General features: G+C 34.4%; 2 protein-coding genes. One reads left to right on the forward strand and one right to left on the reverse strand.

The window, feature by feature from the left end:
- Positions 1-106 precede the first annotated feature (106 nt).
- Positions 107-427, forward strand: coding sequence for an ArsR/SmtB family transcription factor (locus tag KA845_RS12940; protein WP_119605244.1), 321 nt, complete (start codon positions 107-109; stop codon positions 425-427).
- Between the two features lie 234 nt (positions 428-661).
- Here KA845_RS12940 and KA845_RS12945 read toward each other — a convergent pair whose 3' ends face one another.
- Positions 662-2,071, reverse strand: a complete 1,410-nt coding sequence (locus KA845_RS12945) for an NAD(P)-binding domain-containing protein (RefSeq protein WP_182093931.1) — start codon at positions 2,069-2,071, stop codon at positions 662-664.
- Positions 2,072-2,138: the final 67 nt, after the last annotated feature.

A 2,138-nucleotide genomic window follows, 5' to 3' on the forward strand; every position in this document is an offset into this window, starting at 1 on the left:
AATATGGTGATACAACAGAAAAAAATTTAAGAAAGCAATACAAGAATTAAAACAAAAACAATATAAAGTCTAATTAAAATTTATAAATGAAAGAAGTGTCTATTTTATGGAAGCTATTAAAAATACGAACTATTTAAATGAGGAAGAGCGTCTTGATTTTTATGAGTCATTGTTTAACGCACTAGCAGACAAAGTTAGACTTAAAATAATAAATGAAATCAGTAACAGTAAAAGTAAAAGTCTATGTGTATGCGATTTAGAAGAAAAATTAAACTTAAAACAATCTAAAATATCTTATCATTTAAAAAAGTTAGTGAATGCTAATATCTTGAATGTTGAAAAGCACGGAACTTGGAATCACTATAAAATCAATGAAAAACAAATACAAGTTGTTTTGACAGAAGATACTTGTTGTAAAATTTTATAAGAGTTATTTTTAGTAAGCTATAAACCAAATTCAGTCAATTTACACTTCGAAATATATGATTACGAGTTAAACTAGTGACTTTTACTTTAATTGATACATCTTCTTCTTAGATAGATTATTAGAATTTCTTAAAAACAGATAAGCCCCNNGAGGGGCTTATCTGTTTTTAAATAACATTAGCAAGTTATATGTTAAAGAGCTTGTAGCTTTAGAAAATACAATCTTACCATTATTTTAACAGCTGCTCGTTGTGTTGCTACAGCTTGATTCTTCTTTAGCGTCTTGTAAATTTACACTACAAACACCTGTTTCAGGTAAATCAAGTTCTACTCGCTTAGAGGCTTCTATATCTCCTGCAAGATAGGCTGTTATTGAACGTACTTGTTCATATCCTGTTGCCATTAAGAATGTGGGAGCACGACCGTAACTCTTCATACCTACAATATAAAGACCTTGTTCTGGCTGGCGTAGAATTTCTTCACCATGTGCGCGAACGGTACCACAACTGTGTTCGTTTGGATCGATGAGTGGTGCTAGTGCTGCGATACTTTCCGTCGCTGGGTCAATGGATAATCGAAGTTCTTGTTCAATTGAAAAGTCCGGACGATTTCCAGCATTGACAATCAACTCGTCAATCTCTTTAATAATTGTCATTTCGCCTTCATAACGTCCTGCTAACTCCATTTGTCCATTCATTGATTTGACTTGCATCGTGTAGAACGGTGTATATACTTGTACTTTACCTGAATCGACCAATGAATGTATTTTCGAGCCAAGCGCCCCACGTGCTTCAAGTGCATCTTTTTCTTCGCCACCGTAGGCATCTTCTACATTTTTTTTACGTAGAATCCAAATCAATTTGGTTTCCGGAAATTCTTTTTGTAAATCGGCCAGTTCTAACAATGTATTAATAGCAGAGTGCCCACCACCAACCACTGCGACTGTTTTATCGGCATAGCGTTTCACACTTTTCGTTATATCTGGAATACCGTATTCAATGTGATTTTCGCATTGTTTTTCGGAATTCAACCAAACACCATTTGAAGTAGAAGGATTTGGGTTCCCCCATGTACCCGTTGCATCAATAATTGCACGTGCTTCTACTATTTCAATTTCATGATTTCTTTCAACATAAATTTCAAAAGGCTGCTTTTCACGATGTAATGATTTCATTTTATCGTTTTGTTGACGTGAAATTGAAATAACTTTTGAGTTGTATCGAATGGCTTCTTTTAAGACAGGTAATGTACTTAAAGGTACTAAATATTGATCCACCAACTCTTTTCCTGTCGGTAAAATATTATCCTGTGGTGATTCCCAATCCGTTTCTTCAAGTAGTTGACGTGCTGCTTTATCAATATCGTATTGCCAAGGGCTGAATAGTTGAACGTGTTGCCACTTAAGAATATTATGTCCTACATTTTCACCTGATTCAAAGACGATGAAAGGCACTTTTTGTATGGTTAAATGTGCTGCCGCCGCAAGTCCAACTGGACCAGCTCCAATAATCGCTACTGGCAAATCTAAATTGAACTGCATTTGTTCTTCTTTTTCTACTGTCACTTCAGGTGATGAAGAGCAAGTTGTTTCTTCCTGACTACAATTTGACAATGCTTTTGTAGTGAATGATTTAATATTTGTCATTTAAAAACCCTTCTTTTCTAATAATTGTATTGCTTGATTAAAGTTTGTTTCTGTTGTATCACCATAT

Source organism: Staphylococcus sp. GDX8P114P-2 (assembly GCF_017892945.1).
GTDB lineage: Bacteria > Bacillota > Bacilli > Staphylococcales > Staphylococcaceae > Staphylococcus > Staphylococcus arlettae.

Coding starts and splice junctions, on each gene's coding strand:
- KA845_RS12940 (WP_119605244.1), top strand. CDS start 107: ATGGAAGCTATTAAAAATACGAACTATTTAAATGAGGAAGAGCGTCTT.
- KA845_RS12945 (WP_182093931.1), bottom strand. CDS start 2,071: ATGACAAATATTAAATCATTCACTACAAAAGCATTGTCAAATTGTAGT.